At 37.7% G+C, this 17972-nt stretch carries 10 protein-coding genes; 7 read left to right on the plus strand and 3 right to left on the minus strand.

What is annotated here, in order from left to right:
- Positions 1-21: 21 nt before the first annotated feature.
- Entirely contained in the window at positions 22-1830 is a 1809-nt protein-coding gene (locus BLW31_RS17520; RefSeq protein WP_010535728.1) for a hypothetical protein, read from the plus strand.
- A 45-nt stretch (positions 1831-1875) separates the two neighbouring features.
- A complete protein-coding gene (locus BLW31_RS17525) occupies positions 1876-2994 on the plus strand; it encodes a glycoside hydrolase family 88/105 protein (RefSeq protein WP_022300829.1) in 1119 nt (372 codons plus the stop codon).
- Positions 2995-3080: 86 nt separating this feature from the next.
- Here BLW31_RS17525 and BLW31_RS17530 read toward each other — a convergent pair whose 3' ends face one another.
- Together BLW31_RS17530 and BLW31_RS17535 are read right to left on the minus strand one after the other, a co-directional pair.
- Positions 3081-3566, minus strand: a complete 486-nt coding sequence (locus tag BLW31_RS17530) for an HU family DNA-binding protein (protein WP_010535726.1) — start codon at positions 3564-3566, stop codon at positions 3081-3083.
- Between the two features lie 198 nt (positions 3567-3764).
- On the minus strand, positions 3765-4364 hold the full coding sequence (locus tag BLW31_RS17535; RefSeq protein ID WP_029425101.1) for an HU family DNA-binding protein: 600 nt from the start codon (positions 4362-4364) through the stop codon (positions 3765-3767).
- A gap of 647 nt (positions 4365-5011) precedes the next feature.
- Here BLW31_RS17535 and BLW31_RS17540 point away from each other — a divergent pair.
- Positions 5012-6040, plus strand: coding sequence for a hypothetical protein (locus BLW31_RS17540; RefSeq protein ID WP_010535724.1), 1029 nt, complete (start codon positions 5012-5014; stop codon positions 6038-6040).
- Between the two features lie 156 nt (positions 6041-6196).
- On the opposite strand, the gene BLW31_RS17545 is transcribed toward BLW31_RS17540, so the two are convergent.
- Positions 6197-8920 carry an MGH1-like glycoside hydrolase domain-containing protein gene (locus tag BLW31_RS17545; RefSeq protein WP_010535723.1) on the minus strand — a complete coding sequence of 908 codons (2724 nt, stop codon included), beginning with the start codon at positions 8918-8920 and terminating at the stop codon, positions 6197-6199.
- Positions 8921-9359: 439 nt separating this feature from the next.
- On the opposite strand from BLW31_RS17545, the gene BLW31_RS17550 reads away from it, so the two are divergent.
- The 4 genes from BLW31_RS17550 to BLW31_RS17565 are packed head-to-tail and all read left to right on the plus strand — an operon-like array spanning position 9360 to position 17962.
- Entirely contained in the window at positions 9360-11249 is a 1890-nt protein-coding gene (locus BLW31_RS17550; RefSeq protein ID WP_029425100.1) for a family 43 glycosylhydrolase, read from the plus strand.
- Between the two features lie 40 nt (positions 11250-11289).
- Positions 11290-12687, plus strand: a complete 1398-nt coding sequence (locus BLW31_RS17555; RefSeq protein ID WP_010535721.1) for an IPT/TIG domain-containing protein — start codon at positions 11290-11292, stop codon at positions 12685-12687.
- 20 nt (positions 12688-12707) lie between these two features.
- Positions 12708-15851, plus strand: coding sequence for a SusC/RagA family TonB-linked outer membrane protein (locus tag BLW31_RS17560; protein WP_074759633.1), 3144 nt, complete (start codon positions 12708-12710; stop codon positions 15849-15851).
- A 14-nt stretch (positions 15852-15865) separates the two neighbouring features.
- Complete coding sequence (locus BLW31_RS17565; protein WP_010535719.1) at positions 15866-17962, plus strand: RagB/SusD family nutrient uptake outer membrane protein; 2097 nt, start codon at positions 15866-15868, stop codon at positions 17960-17962.
- The last annotated feature ends 10 nt before the right edge of the window (positions 17963-17972 follow it).

Consider the following 17972-nt stretch of genomic DNA (forward strand, 5'->3'; position numbering starts at 1 on the left):
TCATTACTCAAAAATAGTATTATGAAAGGATTGTTGAAAACAGCTGTATTATTGGCTACATTCTGCGCTACAGCCATGGCTTGTGGAGGTGGTGGAGAGGATGCATTGGATCAAAAGGGAGGTGATGGTGGCGGAACTGGCAATAAGGGTGATAAAGAAGAATCGGAACAACCATTTGTTGCTCATATTACTCCTATAGACAAACTCAATCAAGGTGTCTCGGTGATTAATTCGCACGCTGATGTCACTTCGCATTCGTCCTTGAAGATGAACTTTCGGACGTATTCACAATTGGGAGAGAGTGTACTAAAATCTGCCAAACCTAATTATGTACGGGTTAAGAAATTGGCTAATGATGGTTATATCATGTTCTATCACAACAATCAGATTGGTGCCAGTTGTTCTTATGCGACCAGTACGGACTTTAAAACATGGAGTTATAAAGGCAAGTTGTTTGCCAATTACAGTATTATCGACAGTAAAGGTGAAAAGAATGACCGGCGTTATTCAAATTGTGATGGGCTAGTACTTTCCAACGGAGATATTTTGGCCGTAGCCTCCTATAGGGCTAATAATGGGTATAGAGACTTGCCTAAAGATGCAGGTATTGAAATGAGGCGTAGTACCGATAATGGCGTTACATGGAGTGAACCGGTCTCAGTGTATCAGGGTGTCAACTGGGAGCCGTATTTGCTGGAATTGTCTTCGGGAGAAATCCATTGCTATTTCACGGACAGTAGCCGTACGGGTATTGAAGGCAAAGACACCGGAACTGCAATGGTCATATCCAGAGATGGCGGTCAAACGTGGACGCCTTCATTTGGTAGTATCCCTTACTATGTGATACGGATGAAGTGGGAGCAAGACGGAAAAACATACTTCAATCATCAGATGCCGTCTGTTATTCAACTTAAAGGTAGCAATGAACTGGCGGCTGCTGTAGAAACTAATAACCGTGGAACATATTATATATCACTGGCTTATTCCGGTGAAGATGGTGAATGGGATCATCTTGATGCGGATCAGGAAGGACCGGCTGATAGCGACAATCTGTCTTTTTTAGGTAGCGCTCCATATTTATCTCAGTTTCCATCGGGTGAGACTGTGCTTTCGTATAACAAATCTTCTACTTTCTATATGAAAATGGGGGATGCCAAAGCGCGTAATTTTGGAAGTGCTTATTCACCATTTTCGGGTAAGGGATATTGGGGAACGCTGAATCTGGAAAATTCGCATCAATTGGTGGGAGCGATGCCTGATACTTCTAATGGAACAATCATGTTATCACAATTTATTCTTAATCATCGTATTGATGCAATATGCCGCAGTGTAAAGGTAGATGGCAACAATCAGGAATGGGCGAATACGGACCATGCGCTTTTTGTCGGAGAAAAATCGCAAGTGCAGGGAACTCTCCGCTGTTCGTGTGATGACAAGAATGTATATTTCCTGGTGGAAGTACTTGACCGGAGCTTACTGAGAGGTGATTATGCTACTGTTTATCTCTCTCCGGATGATAGTAAAAGTTTGGCGAACGGTGCTAAACGGATACAAGTATCAATGGATGGATTGAAAAGTACCGAAACTTATGCCGGTAAATGGAATAGCGCGGAAATGGGGGTAGAAGTAAAAACCTATGTGTGCAATGATACCAATGAAGATCGTATTGACAACTATGGTTACATTGCCGAAATATCTATTCCGCGTTCCAGTTTGACAATTTCTTCGGGACAGGTGCTGGTCAATTTCTCTATTACTGATAATAAAGAAGAGGAAGCGGTTAGTGATGTATCTTCCATAAGTCGCTGGATACCAGTGGCAGGACTATAATCTAATTATAACGTGAGTATTAACTATATGTAAACAATTAAAATGATGAAAAAGAATTATTACTTAATTTGTGTATTGTTGCTGGCTGCATTCTGTACGACCAATGTAGCTACTGCTCAAAATTATTTTGGAGATTTTCCTGTAAAGGCAGATCCTAAGACTGTTGGCAATAAATTAAGCAGACGCTTGATGGAAACCAAACATCAGCTATATTTTGATAAGGGAATACATTATGCTGAGGTATGTACATGGTATGGAGCTCTTCGTTTTGCAGAATTGACGAATAACAAAGAGCTGATCAAACTGTTGAGAAATCGTTTCGAGCTATTGTTCCACTTGGAAAAAGAACTCTTGCCTCCACCCATACACGTAGACCAGAATATGTTTGGTTGCTTGCCTCTTAGATTTTATAATATAACGAAGGACCAGCGTTATCTGGATCTGGGGTTGCCGTATGCTGATACTCAGTGGCAGCTGCCTGCCAATGCAAACGAAGAAGAACGCAAATGGGATAAAAAAGGGTATTCTTGGCAAACTCGTCTTTGGATCGATGACATGTATATGATTACTATTGTACAGTCTGAGGCTTATAAAGCCACAGGAGATCCTAAGTACATCAATAGAGCTGCCAAAGAAATGGTTCTATATCTGGATGAATTACAACATCCTAACGGGCTTTTCTATCATGCACCGGATGTTCCTTATTATTGGGGACGTGGAGATGGCTGGATGGCTGTAGGAATGACAGAGCTTCTGTTCAATCTGCCAAAAAATGATCCGAACAGAGACCGGATTATGAAAGGCTATCTTTTGATGATGAACAATCTGAAGAAATACGTGAATAAAGATGGACTGTGGAACCAATTGATTGACCAGCCTGATTTTTGGACTGAAACATCCGGATCGGCAATGTTTACTTATGCCATGATTTTAGGTGTTCAGAACGGCTGGTTGGATAAAGAAGAATTTGCTCCTATTGCACGCAGAGCTTGGTTGGGCCTATGCAATTACATAGACGATAAGAATGATCTTACCGAAGTTTGTATTGGAACGGGAAAGAAAAACAGTAAGCAATATTATATGGACCGTCCTCGTATTGCAGGGGATTACCATGGACAAGCACCGATGATATGGTGTGCCTACGCTTTGCTTAACAATAAATAAAATAGCGGAAAACTTTCGATAAATAAGAAAGAAAGGATGTCTCTTCGGGACATCCTTTCTTTTAATATAACATAATGAATAATTCTTTATACAGTTGGATCCGGTGCTTCATCACCGCCGTCATTACCGCCTTCATTTCCTCCACCTTCTTCTCCACCACCTGAAGGAGCAGAGCTGCTGGTTCTGTCAGCACCTAGTTTCTGAATACTGACAGATTTTATCATATTTTTTAGTAGATTCCCTGGAGTAAAGATAATTTTACGGTTTTTCAGTGTTTCTGCAGTGACTTCCTCTGCGTTTTCCTGGCTTTTGCATCCGAAGGAAGGACGAAAAGTTCCAAATTCTCCCAAATTGACGGATGCTCCGATTTCCATATACGTTATCAGAGAATCAATGAGTCCGTCGAGGACGGCTTTTACTGTACCGCGTGGAACAAATCCCACTTTGGTTACCTGATCGCACAGCATCTTAAAATCAACGTTGACTACATTGAACGGACGCGCTACATATTTTTCTGCTTTGGTATCGTCGAAACCAAAGGTCGTTTTTTTGACTACATATTTCAGTGCCATAATTTTAGTTTTTTAAATAGTTTATAAATCGAGTTTCTGTTTTGTGATCACGATGCAAAGATATGGCAACTGAAATTACTGTGCAAGTTATTTTTCGAAAGTGCGTTAAACAAATAATTAATAATCCGTATATTGCTGATAATGAACGTCGTTTTTCACTATGAGCTTGCTTGTAGTGTGATACTACTATTAGAAAAACTACTCCTTTAGATATACGACAGTTTTTCCTCCTCCATACTTCCGGATTATCTCTTCTTTCAAAAACTTATTGAGTAGTTCAATTGCTTTGTTGCGGCTGATTTCTGCCAATCTCATGAAATCGGTACGGGTGATACAGCCATGTTTGTCCAGATGTTGTATCAGGAGGGTACGGCATCTTTCTTCGTTGGAATCGTTATTAGTACGATAGGGTGACTCTATGCGTTCCAGTTGCAATGGTTCCAGACTCTCACGAAACTTTTTGTTAATGCGCAGGTTCACCTTATTTAAATGGATAGACGGAGAACGAATTTCTTTCTTCTCCATCACCGGACGGTTACATGTCAGTGATAGGGAGAAATGTCCGATTTCCCCGACTTCTACGGTCCAGCCTTGCGCGAGCCAGTGTTGTAGCTCATCACTGACGGCTTGCAGGCAACCTTCTATCGTGGCTGGACTGAAGCCGTTGGATTTGGATACTAGTTCAACGAACTTATCGGCATTAATGGTGCCTGACGGAATAACACGTGCATAAAGTGCCTGTTGCTCCTCCTTTTTCTGTGGATTACCACTCGTGTATAAATCGTAATAAACGCTCATAGTTACTTTATATTCTTCTTGTTCTACAGATAATTTCTTTCTCTTCATAAATTAATTCGTCCGCCTATAGCCGGACGCAAGTTTGCCTATAGGCGACGTTGCGTTTGCCTATAGCCGGACGAAAGAATGCCTATAGCCGGACGAATTAATTTATGCACTCAAAGGTATTACTTTTTTCGGAGAAGGGGCTTAGTTTTTTCAGTTGAAGACTTAAAGTTTGATAGATTACTTGGATACTTTAGGTTAGTCGTTTAGAAAGTGAAATATGCAGATGCTTATGTATCATTATTGTTATTGATAGGCAATGGTAGTATAATTATTTTTAATAGAAATAAAGAAGAATTCCGCGTCCACCTGTTGAAAGTATTAAATCTGTTTTAAATCATCTAGAGAGTGGCGTTTTTTATTTCCCAATGACATCTTATTTTGATGCAATTGGTTTATCCCGTTTCCAAAGTAATATGAAATTTTTACGAGAGTTTTATCCTTATAACTTCTTGGAAATGCTGTTGTAACGTACTTTCGTATTCTTATTTTTTTATTTAACTGATTTGGAGCTTTTTATGTTTATGAAAATTCTTCAAAACTTGTATAAATAGATATTTGTCCTTATATTTATAAATTGTTTAACTTTAAAACTAATTGTTATGAGACAGAATCTATTTCTAGGATGGGGCCTTCTTTGGGTGATGTTGTTTACGTTTTATTCATGTAGTAATGAAATGGATAGCGATTCTGAAAGTGATGAAGAGGCTGTGAATTTGAAATTGAGTGCGGACAGTGTATTAACAAGAGGTAATCTATGGGGTGAGGAGACTCCCATTGAGTGGGCGGAGACGGTAGAGGGAACAGGCCGTTTTGTACCAGGAGAAATCTTTTATTTTTATTTCGATAAAAAGCCTGAGTCTAAAAATGATGAGGATGCTGGTTACTATGCTTTTTTTGATTGGGGAGCAGGATTTGGTGCGGATGGTATTGGAGATGAGGTGGCACAAGAATATTATATGCAAATTCAATGGAGTCATACAGAATATTCACCTGAGTGGCATTATATCAATATGGCGGATAATAAGTATGGACTTGTTAAAATACTTCGTAGCGAACTACTTGATGATCTTCCTGCATATGCTTTTCCGTATAAGGTAAATGGAGAAACTATTTACTTGAGAATGCGTACAATTCATAAAGACTTTATAACATCCAGTCCAGTCCCAGAGGTTGAAAGTCAGTATCGGTATGATCGTAGTTTATATTCAAGTTGGAGTTATCCAAGTTATGCTGGTGAATATTGTAATTATTGGGGATATGGTAGACCACAGCCAGATCCGGATCTAGAGGAAGGTGATGATAATGAAGAGGAAATTCAAAATGGTACTATTGTTGTGAGAGTTTATTTACCTTATGAAATAGGTTATCCTAAGAAATATGCATATACATATGAGATAATGAATATGACTGGAGGCTATGTGCAGTATCTTACTGGTACACCTAATGCAGTAGGAGTCAGTAAATCTATAGCCGATGTGGTAGGGGAGAAAGGAGGAAGTATGGAAGTTTTTGCTACAAGGAGAGATAATTCGACAAATGAGAATGCTTATTCTAGTCAAATGATTAATTATGGTACAGGTGAAAGAGAAATTGAAGTTTCTTTTACGGAGTCTGATTTTGAACGTTGATGGATTCTTGTGCATTCAACTGAATAGAATAGCAGGTAGCCATTCAGCTACCTGCTATAATTACTTATATTTTTTTTATTCTATTAAGATTGATGATGTAGTATATGAGAATTTCTAGTACTTATTGTTATGTCTTTTGAGGTATGAAATAATTCATCAGATTGGTTTTATTATTAACTTGTTTGATTTGTTTGTACTAGGCAATGTAATTTCTAATAATCCTTGATGGTATATTCTACTTTCTACCACTTTCCCATTGAAAGTTACCTGGTAATCTTTTTCCGGATTCATGCAAACAAGAATTGTTCGCTGATGAGGAACTGTTGAATCATCAAAAGCTATTTCTGCCTGATACTGTGTATAATCATCATTGAAATGACTGTTGGAAATCCACACTTCGAAGCCGGTTGAAACTTTCCCTATCCGATAGTATGCAGCAAACCAGTTGAGTATGGGAGATGATAGACCGGAAAATTGATGCCATCCGGCTCCACGTTGTGAGGAGATTATAAAGTGTTCGAAGGTGTAATAACTCTCCTTACATTCTTTCTCCCATGTATTTAATGCTGTAGTTGCTACTTGATAGGCTTTTTCTCCTTCCCCAAGGTCCAGCAAGGCTTTCCACATCATCCATTGATGAGGAAACCAAACAGCTCCATTCCAATAACCGTCTGTACGATAATATGGAGCAGACTGGTCCACTGTAGAAATTCCTACTTCTGTCCACATCTCATCAGGAGAAAATACATGGTTTATCATCCTGCTTGTTTGCTCTTTGGAGGAGATGTTTGCAATAAGTGGGCTTACTCCGTCTAGTCCCTTATTAAAGTTAGAACCATCTTTATATCGATAGATGCCTTTAGGTTTGCCATCTTTGTCATGCATTACATATCCGAAATAACCGGTTTCCTCATCCCATGAATAGGTTTGTAATGCATTTGACAGTTGTTTGATGGTTTGCTCATACTCTTTTACATCTTTTTTAAGCCCTAGTTCTTTTGCTGCTAAACGTAAAATTTTAGCAGCTCTGATATAATAAGCCGAAGATACCACTGGAGTAACAGAAGCCTTGTCACGTAAAGCATGTTGAGGCGGATAATCATCCCATCCTCCTGAATTATAGAAATAATCCCATGTTCGTAGCAGACCAGAACCTTTCATTCGGGTTGTGGAGTAGGGATTCTTACCTGTCATAAAATCAAAGAACTGCTTCAGTCGCGGGTATAGAAATTGCAATGCTTCTTTTGACTGTGTATTATTCCATAAATCGTAATAGGCATACATCTGTATGGGCAATGGAGTGCCATGATGAATAAATGCAGATTCACTGCCTACAGGAGTTGTATAAGCTCTGATACACTCAAAAGCCTTAGTAATATCCACATCTATTAATCCCAGAGCTATGAAACCGGAATCCCATGTATAAAGGCTATTCCAATTTTTGCCGGGCGTAAAATGCCGGATATATTGCCCTTGGGTATGGACGGGATAAACAATGTTGGATAATAATGCTGATTGCAGCAAGCGATGTCCGAATTCATACTTCTTGCCATCTGCTAATATTCTGTCTTCAGAGTTATTCGAATCCTTTTGTATTAATGAAGTCAGAGTTTCCGGTGTGGAATGGAACTTCTGAATCTGTTCATTGACTTGTTGGGATGTTCCGGTACAGACTAAGGCGTATATTGTCTGTTCGGAGTGAGGTGCCAAGACAATCGGACGTAGAAAAGCATTAGAATAATGCCACTCTCTGTTTCCTATTAGTCTCGATGATACATGGTCGTGAGTCTTTTTGCGGAAGAAAGATTCTAGATTGTCATCCAGAACTTCCCGAATCTGAGATTCTTGGTAATTCCATGCTATTCCGTAATAGTTATCACATTCCGGATATTTTAAGATAAAATCTTGTTTCGTTTTTCCCGATTTAATTTCGGGAATAAAAGAAAGCTTCCTAGGTAGTATCTTGATTTGCTTTATATCTTCTTCGCTACCGATAAAGAAACCATCTAAATTAGTACTGTAAGTACCCTCTGATATTAATTCTAGCGTGTATTTTCCTGGTTCTTTGCAGGTATATGGGATTGAGGCTATGCTATATTCTCCAGTACCTTGTAATTCTAGGCGGTTTTCAGTTATTCCTTTTACTTGAAAAGTACTTGTTTTTCCTTTAGGAGTATTGTATCTGAATCCTATCATTCCTTTTTCTTTTTCAGGAAGAATATTTATTTCATAGCTCACTTTATCCCCTTTATTTTTCCCAAATCCTTTTCCTAGAACAAAACCACTGAGTGATTGAGAAGTTCGCATTTCGTTCCTTTTCCATCCATCGTATACTAAATTATACTGTGGAGATTTGTATATAGGTTCATTTGATATATAATCGGTTGCATTATGCCACTGTATATTTGCATCTTCAGGGATTTTGAACTGAGGTTGTTCTCCTTCATAATCGATATATGCCATCAAATTAAGAACGAGATTTTGATTAACAGCGGTATTATTGACACAATTCATGCCTACCAATATTCGTTGCTCATCTAATATATAATAGGTGACGTCAGTAAATACACGATCTTTCCACTCCATTTCATAGCGGTATGTGATACGGTTCATAGAGGGGTTGATGTCCCATGGATAATAAGATGATTCAAAAAGAACATGAGGAACTAGTTGACGATTGCGGTAATAGCTAGGCATTACGGAAAAGTCAAAGCGTATTCCAGCTTGCATATCGGGGATGTGAGAGATTCCGGCATAGCGTTTTGAATAAGGTCCCCAAGCTTGTAGCGAAGTGATGTCGTGACTATTGCTGAAACACGATGGAGAAATTATTGGCTGTCCTAATGTAGATGTTGTTCCCAAAACAACTATCAGGAACATTAATAAAGATTGCTTAGCTTTCATATTAGAATGTAAAATGGTTCATTATAACAAAGATATGACTTTTGATTTTCGTAAAAAGAAAAAAAGTGTTCAATAAAAAACATAAATTATTCATAATGCAAATAATTGGTCATTATAGTTTGCGAAACCCTTTCTTGTTAGTTGTTAAAAATGGTTTGGGACTAATTTTCCATTAATTGACCTGTTTTTATTACTATAAATACAATAGGTTTTCTACTTTTGTGTCGATAATAAGAACTACTATATTCGTTTTTATGTGAGCACATAATAAAAGAAAATAAATAAGGTAAAGAAAATGATGATTGGTTTTTTATATGGTTGAGAAGACTGCTTGAAGGATAACACATTTTATTTAAAATTTTTAAACTGTATGTAACACAAGGACTTGTATTGAGTCCAACTTAAATCTTATGTAATGAATAACAAACTGATTGAAAAAAGAAGTATCACTATGAGTGCACACCGCTTTATATATATGTTGGCGGGAATACTCTTACTCCTATCGTGCGGATCGGATAATAATGCTCCGATTGATGATCCTGGCAATACAACGAATCATTATCTACAATTACAACCAAATGGATTGAATGCAATCAAGGTTTCTTGTACAGAAGAAAACTTTGTATTTCCTTTCCAAATCAAGGCTGTAGGGAATGGAAGTAATCAAGGAGGAGAGGCCCAAATAAATTCATGGAGTGAGGATGAATTGAAAGCATATAATAATAAGGAGAAAACATCATATGTTCTTTTGCCATCATCATTGTACTCTCTTACTTCTACAGAAGTATCTTTTAAAGAAGGAATTTCCACTATGGATGTAGAGGTTAAGTTTAATCCATCTAAAGTGTTTGCAGAGTTTAGGGAAAAAACTGTTGAGTATGTCATTGCTTTGAAGCTGAGTAGCGATAAAATCCAAGTCAGAGATAGTCAGAGTAGAATACTACTTAGTATTTCTTTTGATTATCCAACAGTTGGTCTTGCTGCTTCTGCTGCAGAAGTTAGTGTGAATAAAGATTTGATTCCTGTATCTATTGGTGCAACACTTGATTATACGGTAGATGGAGTGTCTACGACCAATCCATGGGATTTCGTCTGTAGTTTCGCTGTACCATCTAATGCAGAAGAATTGGTTGCAGAATATAATAAAGTTTATAAGACTTCTTATCAACTTTTACCTGTTAGCAATTATGATTTAGGTGAAGGTGTGACTTTTAAGGCTGGTGAAAATCAAGCTAATGGAGAAATTACGATTAAACGTGAAGGAATGGCTGTTGTAAATTATTTGCTTCCTTTACAGTTAGGCCACTGCTCGAATGAAAGCATAATTTGTCGTGATGAGGTTTGTTATCTTCGGGTTGGAAGAACATACACAAATCCAATTATTTCGGATAAGAGTGTGCCTGATCCAAGTGTGATTCGTGCTAATGATGGATATTTTTATTTGTATGCTACACAAACTAAGACTTATTGGATGCCTGTTTATCGTTCAAAAGATTTAGTAAATTGGGAATATCAAGGTACAGCTTTTAATAAAGCGACCGAACCAGATTTGCCGGGAGGAGGGGCATTTTGGGCCCCGGAAATTCGTTTCCTTAATGGCAAATATGTACTTTATTACTCATGGGCTAAAATGAATGGTGCTGATATTAGTTACACGGCTGTAGCTGTAGGAGATACTCCTATGGGTCCTTTTCTAGATAGTAAAGAATTGATAGGGAATAAAGAATTTGGTTCTAATTGTATAGATCAGTTTTATTATGAAGAAGATGGAAAGAAATATATGTTCTTTGGAAGTTTTAAAGGTATTTATGTTACTGAATTGGAAGATGATGGGTTGACTGTTAAATTAGGACATGATGGAAAACCGACTTTGAAGAAACAAGTTTGTGGAGATGCTTTTGAGGGTACTAATATATATAAAAAAGGTAAATATTATTATTTGTTTGCTTCTATTGGTAGTTGTTGCAATGGCGTGAATGCTTCTTATCAAGTGGTAGTTGGGCGTTCGGAAAACCTTCTTGGTCCTTATGTTGATAAAGACGGGAAGGATATGCTTAAAAACAACTGGGAACTTGTGTTGGAAGGAGATGGGCAAAAATGGATAGGACCTGGACATAATTCTATCATTATTCAAGATGATGAAGGTACAGACTGGATGATCTATCATAGTTACCTGAAAAAGGATGGTGGAGTCGGGGGGCGTTTAGGAATGCTCGATCGCGTATTATGGACTGATGACGGGTGGCCTTATATCAGGAATTGTATCCCTTCTAATTCAGAATTAATTCCTGTATTTTATAATTAAAATTGAAAGTATATTTATTAACATTTAAAATCAATGTATTATGAGAATGAAAACAAAAAATCATGATTGGTTTCTCTTATGGGGATTGCTGATGTTGGTTAGTTTTTGCTTCATTGGTTGTAAGGATGATGATGGAGGTGAGAAAGGGACACCTTTTGATCCAAGCAAGCCAGTGGTAATTTCTGATTTTATTCCCAAGGAGGGAGGTTGGGGATCTCGTTTATTATTATATGGAAATAATTTTGGCGATGATCCAACTAAAGTGAAAGTAACTATCGGAGGGAAAGAAGCGAAGGTGATTACTGTGACGAATGATAATTTGTATTGTTTTGTGCCACGTGGTGCTGATGCAGGTAATATTGAAGTCACTGTTCTTGATGGGCGAGGAGAAGAACTTGCTTATGGAGAGATAGATGAAAAATTTGTTTATAAGAAGAAAATGCTGGTATCTACTTTGGTAGGAGAGACTGATCCTGAAATATTGGATGAGGATAAGAACTTTGAGATCATAGATGGGCCGTGGGGAAATTGTGGAGGATTAGAGAAAATGGAGTGGTTGGTCTTTGATCCGAACAACAAAGACCGTTTGTACGTCTGTGGAGGTGCCAAGACACATAGAATTGTTGATTTTGCCGAGGAGACACTGAGTTCAATTAAATTCACGGGTGAGGCATCTGCTGCAACTAATATTTTGAGTTTTACAAATGATGGACAGTTGATAGTTGTCTGTAATATAACGCAAGATAATAAAAACGGACTTTTCTTTTTTTCACCGGAGTCTAATTTTCAAACGCAGGTAAAAGCACTACCAGCTCGTGGTTGTAGAGCAGCGATTCCCCATCCTATAAATGGAGAAATTTATACTTCCAGATATGATAAAGGGTGGATTGGACGATATGATCCTGTAACGGGAGATTATAAAATGGACGAAATTCAAATGCCTTATGGCTCTTTAGATCTCTTTGTTGCTATTCATCCTAAAGGCTATTACATGTATATCATGGTGAGAAATAAACATGTAATTTATCGTGCGGATTATGATTTTGATGAAAAAACATTTACCACTCCTTATTTGGTGTGTGGAAAATATGATGATAAGGGCATTACAGATGGTGTTGGAGGCAATGTTCGCATGAATGAACCGCAACAAGGATGCTTTGTGAAAAACGAAGAGTATGCAGGACAGAAAGACGAATATGATTTTTATTTTGTAGATAAACAAAATCATTGCGTTCGTACTCTGACTCCTACAGGTCGTGTGAAGATATATGCTGGAAGACCTAATGGTGATGGAACAAAAGGGTTTAATGATGGAGATTTACGTAAAGAGGCTCGCTTTAATTATCCTGCTAGTATAGTGTGGGATGAAAAGAGAGAGTGCCTTTTGGTAGGAGACTCAAATAATCATCGTATCCGAAAAATTGCTATGGAAGACTAATAATGATAAACGCACTTATGATGAGAAATTTTTTATTAATATGTATGATGTTACTTGGATTCTCAATTCATGCTTCTGCGCAGAAAGAGATTGTAGTGACAGGTATCGTAACTGATACAAACAAAGAACCGTTGATAGGTGTCAATGTATCTATTGCGAATATGCCCGGTTTGGGTGCAATAACCGATATAAATGGTAAGTATTTGCTTAAAATGCCTCCTTACAATAAATTAGTTTTTACTTACATAGGATATGAACCAGTAGAAGTCTTGGTAAAAGAACAGCGGACGGTAAATGTAGCTATGGAGGAAGCTAAAGCTACTCTTATTGATGAGGTAGTGGTTACTGGAACTGGTGTGCAGAAGAAAATAGCTGTGACTGGTGCTGTAACCAATGTAGATATTGCAGAGTTGAAAACGACCCCTAGTACTTCTATGGCTGATGCATTAGCGGGTGTTGTTCCGGGAATTCAGGCTATGCAATCCAATGGTCGTCCGGGGGCAGTTTCTGAGTTCTGGGTACGAAGTATTTCTACTTTTGGTGCAAGTAATGCAGCATTGGTTTTAGTTGATGGATTTGAACGTGATTTAAATGAGATTAATGTGGAAGATGTTGAATCTTTTACAGTATTAAAGGATGCTTCTGCTACAGCAATTTATGGTAGTAAAGGTGCTAATGGTGTTATTTTGATTAATACTCGTCGTGGTAAAGAAGGTAAAATTAACATAAATGCTAAGGTTGAATCTTTTTATAGTATGTTTACTCAACTTCCTGAATTTGTAGACGGATATACTTATGCTTCTATGGCAAATGAGGCGAAAACTACTCGTAATCAAGAACCCTTATATCAGCCAGAAGAATTGGAATTGTTCCGTTTAGGACTTGATACGGACTTATATCCAGATGTGGATTGGATGGATTTGATGTTGCGTGATGGTGCATGGAGTACCCGTGCTTCATTGAATATGACTGGTGGTGGTAAAACAGCTCGCTATTATGTAGGTGGTAGTTACCAGGATCAGCAAGGTATGTATAAAACGGATAAGTCACTGAAGAATTATAATACTAATGCTAATTTTCGCAAATGGACATATCGTATGAATGTGGATATTGATATAACTAAAACAACCTTGTTGAAAGTTGGTGTTTCCGGTTCATTACGTAAACAGAATGATCCAGGTGTAGGAACTGATGCAATTTGGACAACATTAATGGGGTATAACTCTATAATGATGCCAGTGACATATTCAGATGGTAAAATAGCATCTTGGACTGGAAAGGAGGACAATATCAATCCATGGGTACAGGCTACTATGACTGGGTATAATGAGAGTTGGCAGAATAATATTCAAACAAATGTGACATTAGAACAGGAGTTGGACTTTATTACAAAAGGACTTAAATTTATCGGTCGTTTCGGATATGATACGGAGAACTCCAATTGGATAAAGCGAGTGAAGTGGCCAGAATTATATAAAGCAGAGCCTTATCGTGATGTAAATGGTGATTTGATTTTTACTCGACTTTCAGAAGAGAAGAAAATGACGCAAACTTCTGGTTCCAATGGAAAACGCAATGAGTTTTTCGAATGGGAATTGCATTATAATCGTGGATTTAAAGATCATCATGTAGGAGCAGTATTAAAGTATACACAATCTGCTAAGGTGGCTACTCAAGGGATTGGCTCAGATCTCAAAAATGGTATTTCACGGCGTAACCAAGGATTAGCAGGGCGTGCTAATTATAATTGGAAATATCGTTATTTTGTTGATTTTAACTTTGGATATACGGGATCGGAAAATTTCCATAAAGATAATCGTTTTGGTTTCTTTCCTGCTATTTCTGGTGCATGGAATGTAGCAGAAGAGTCTATTGTTAAAGATAATTTGAAATGGGTGGATATGTTTAAAATACGTTATTCGTATGGTAAAACCGGTAATGACAATTTAGGAGATACTCGTTTCCCATATTTATATAATCTTGAAACTCTGTGGGAAAGAGATAACTCAGGAAATGTGGTAAGTGGCAATAAGCCTGTTGGGGGCTATCAATTTGCAGATTTTGGCTATGATAGATATTATGGTGGTATGCGTTATACTTCAGTTGCTTCAACCAATGTGTCATGGGAAGTAGCTACAAAACAAGACTTAGGTATAGACTTTTCTTTTTTTAATGATAAATTGTCAGGATCTATTGATTATTTCCACGAACGTAGAGAAGGTATTTATATGGAACGTAAGTATTTGCCTTGGGTTGCCTCATTAGGCACGTGGACGGAATATAAAGATAATAAGGTTAATGAGAAGGATATTCATCCTTATGCAAATGTCGGAATTGTAGAAGCACGTGGATTTGATGGCAACTTTTCATTCCGCCATAAAATAGATAAGGTTGATTTAACTATACGTGGAAATATGACCTATAGTAAAAATGAGATTTTAGAGCGTGATGAAGAAAATACTATATACTGGTATAAGATGCAGGAAGGTCATCGGGTTAATCAAGCTATGGGGTTGGTTGCATTAGGTTTATTTAAAGATTATGAAGAAATTCGTAACTGGCCGAAACAATTTGGTGATGTTATGCCTGGTGATATTAAGTATAAAGATATTAATGGAGATGGTGTAATTGATGATAATGATAAAGTAGCAATCGGTGCAACGAAAAAACCGAACTTTACATATGGTTTCGGTGTATCTGCTAAATGGAAAGGCTTGGATGTAAATGTACATTTCCAAGGTGTGGGTAAATCTACTTATTTTATAGATGGTTCTACTGTTTATATGTTCTCCGGTGGTGACGGTTGGGGAAATGTACTGAAAGAGATGGCGGAAAGTAACCGTTGGATTTTGGGTGTAAATGAAGATCCGAATGCAGAATATCCTCGTTTGACTTATGGGAAGAATGATAATAATAACCGCGCTTCTACATATTGGCTTAGGAATGGAGCTTATCTTCGTTTGAAGACATTAGACGTTGGTTATACGCTTCCTAAAAGTATAGTTCGTAAAGCCCATATGAATACAGTTCGTATCTTCTTTACGGGTACCAACTTGCTGACTTTCTCTAAATTTAAACTTTGGGATCCAGAAATGGGAAGTTCAACAGGAAAAGCATATCCGCTTAATAAGACACTTTCTTTAGGGGTATCTGTTAATTTGTAAAAATAAAAAAACATATGAAAAAGATAATAACAATTTTGTCCTTCGCTGTGGGATTAACCTCTTTGGTAGGATGTTCAGATTACTTAGATTCTGATTATCTATTTGATGAGAGAATGACTATTGAAGATGTTTTCAGTAACCGGGATTACACAAATAGGTGGTTAGCAAGAGGATACTCTTATTTAAGTAATGGTTATCTACAAGATGTTTGTAGTAAGAGAGATTATCCTTTTAACTTTGCTGATGACATGTATTATGGAGATGGTGGCTACGATAAGTGGAAGAGTGGGCATTATAGTGAAAGCGGAGTTAATAACTCTAGCAGTGGTATTTGGAAGAATGCTTATTTAGGTATTCGTCAGGTAGCTATTTTTTTAAATAATATAGATAAGAACAAAGAGTTCACAGAGGAAGAGATCATAGATTTTAAGGGGCAGGCGCATTTTTTGCGAGCTTACTACTATTGGTTGATGCTCCGTGCATTTGGTCCAATACCTATTATACCAGATGAAGGAGTGGATTATACGAAAGAATATGATGAATTAGCTTACCCCAGAAATTCATATGACGAATGTGTGGAGTACATAACTGGTGAGCTCTTGAAAGCTGCAGGACAATTGCCATTACAACGTTCTGTACAGGAAGTTCTTCGCCCGACGAGAGGAGCTGCTTTGGCTTTGCGAGCTAAAATTCTTTTGTATGCGGCTAGTCCATTATTTAATGGGAAAGCTCCAGAAGTAGTATCTTCAGCCTTGGTAAATAAAGATGGAAAACGGTTGCTTCCAGAAACCTACGATGAGTCTAAGTGGGCAAAAGCAGCAGCTGCTGCTAAGGATGTGATGGATTTGAATATTTATGGCATACATGTGGCTTATTTCAATAGCAATGCTGGTGATATAGCATATCCGGCAACAATTGTTCCGCCACATGATGATGAATTTTCTGATCAGTCTTGGCCAAATGGTTGGAAAAATATTGATCCTTTTCAATCATATCGTGAAATGTTTGATGGCAGTATTATAGTAAGTCAGAATGAAGAGCTAATCTTTACTCGAGGCAAGAATCAAAGTCGTGAAAGTGTAGATATTATGGTTGTTCATCAACTTCCACGTAATGGCGCTGGTGGATATGGTTCGCAAGGTATGACCCAGAAGCAATGTGATGCTTATTACATGAACGATGGTACAAATTGTCCTGGTATGAATGACATGTATAAGGAGTTTGATGGATATAAAGGCCGTTATGATTCTCGCCCGAGGGCAGAGGGATATGTGAAAGCTGAGGAGTTGGCCAATTATCCAGAGTTGGGACCACTGGGAACAGGGGTTTCTAAACAATATGTACAACGTGAACCTCGATTTTATGCATCAGTAGGTTATAATGGAAGTACATGGCATTTGTTAAATGCGTTAAATGATAACAATCATGCCGAGGAGAAAAATATACAAGTATTTTATTATCGTGGTGGAAATAATGGATATGCTAATTCTTCTTATTGGCTTCGTACAGGTATCGGTATAAAGAAATATGTACATCCTAATGATATTAGTTATACGCAGAAAAATTCGTATGACGTTGAACGTATTGAACATAAAGCAGATCCGGCTATTCGTTACGCTGAAATATTATTGATTTATGCAGAGGCGTTAAATGAGTTGACTGGTTCATATGAAATTCCATCTTGGGATGGTAGTAAAGTCCATTCTGTAAAACGTGATGTAACTGAGATGAAGAAAGGAATTCGTCCGATCCGTATTCGTGCGGGATTACCGGATTATGACAATGTTCAAGGGCATGAAACAGCCTATGATGATCCGAACGAATTCCGGATGATGTTAAAACGGGAACGTCAGATTGAATTTTTTGCTGAAGGACATCGTTACTGGGATTTACGTCGTTGGCTAGATGCACCTGTAGAAGAAACCACTCCTATATATGGCTGTAATATGCTGGCTACTAAAGATATGGCGGAGCAGTTCCATACACCAATAATGTGTACTTCGCTGCCTACTATTTTTGCAGAAAAGATGTGGCTCTGTCCTATTGACCATACTGAATTGAAGCATAATATTAATTTGGTCCAGAATCCAGGTTGGACAAATCCGGAATAACCTTTTTAAA

It is taken from the genome of Bacteroides faecis MAJ27, assembly GCF_900106755.1.
Lineage (GTDB): Bacteria > Bacteroidota > Bacteroidia > Bacteroidales > Bacteroidaceae > Bacteroides > Bacteroides faecis.

Coding starts and splice junctions, on each gene's coding strand:
- BLW31_RS17550 (WP_029425100.1), top strand. CDS start 9,360: ATGAATAACAAACTGATTGAAAAAAGAAGTATCACTATGAGTGCACAC.
- BLW31_RS17560 (WP_074759633.1), top strand. CDS start 12,708: ATGAGAAATTTTTTATTAATATGTATGATGTTACTTGGATTCTCAATT.
- BLW31_RS17525 (WP_022300829.1), top strand. CDS start 1,876: ATGAAAAAGAATTATTACTTAATTTGTGTATTGTTGCTGGCTGCATTC.
- BLW31_RS17530 (WP_010535726.1), bottom strand. CDS start 3,566: ATGGCACTGAAATATGTAGTCAAAAAAACGACCTTTGGTTTCGACGAT.
- BLW31_RS17555 (WP_010535721.1), top strand. CDS start 11,290: ATGAGAATGAAAACAAAAAATCATGATTGGTTTCTCTTATGGGGATTG.
- BLW31_RS17565 (WP_010535719.1), top strand. CDS start 15,866: ATGAAAAAGATAATAACAATTTTGTCCTTCGCTGTGGGATTAACCTCT.
- BLW31_RS17520 (WP_010535728.1), top strand. CDS start 22: ATGAAAGGATTGTTGAAAACAGCTGTATTATTGGCTACATTCTGCGCT.
- BLW31_RS17540 (WP_010535724.1), top strand. CDS start 5,012: ATGAGACAGAATCTATTTCTAGGATGGGGCCTTCTTTGGGTGATGTTG.
- BLW31_RS17535 (WP_029425101.1), bottom strand. CDS start 4,364: ATGAGCGTTTATTACGATTTATACACGAGTGGTAATCCACAGAAAAAG.
- BLW31_RS17545 (WP_010535723.1), bottom strand. CDS start 8,920: ATGTTCCTGATAGTTGTTTTGGGAACAACATCTACATTAGGACAGCCA.